Annotated in this window: 1 protein-coding gene; it reads right to left on the bottom strand. The window is 48.0% G+C overall.

The window, feature by feature from the left end; translation table 11 throughout:
* Positions 1-165: HIT domain-containing protein (locus tag IEQ44_RS16375; RefSeq protein WP_193639470.1), on the bottom strand; the 165-nt coding region annotated here is incomplete at its 3' end.
* Positions 166-246 lie beyond the last annotated feature (81 nt).

The following is a 246-nucleotide window of genomic DNA, read 5'->3' as shown; positions in this document are numbered from 1 at the left end:
TGAGACGTCGTTCACAGTCGGAATGAGGATATTCGGAATGATCAGAATATGCGTTGGCGCTTGCGGCGAAATATCGCGAAACGCCGTTACCAGATCATCCTGGTAGACGATATCGGAGGGGATCTCACGACGAATAATTTTGCTGAATATAGTTTGTTCTGCCACGACATTTTCCTTTTTCAAATAGCCATGCGTTGCGCCATGCTACGCCGCGCCACACTGCGAGTATAGAGTATGGTCGAGTTA

The sequence above is a fragment of the Nocardioides malaquae genome (assembly GCF_015070385.1).
Taxonomy (GTDB): domain Bacteria; phylum Actinomycetota; class Actinomycetes; order Propionibacteriales; family Nocardioidaceae; genus Nocardioides; species Nocardioides malaquae.
Note: the sequence above shows the minus strand (reverse complement) of the source record. Positions and strands in the feature narration are given on the sequence as shown.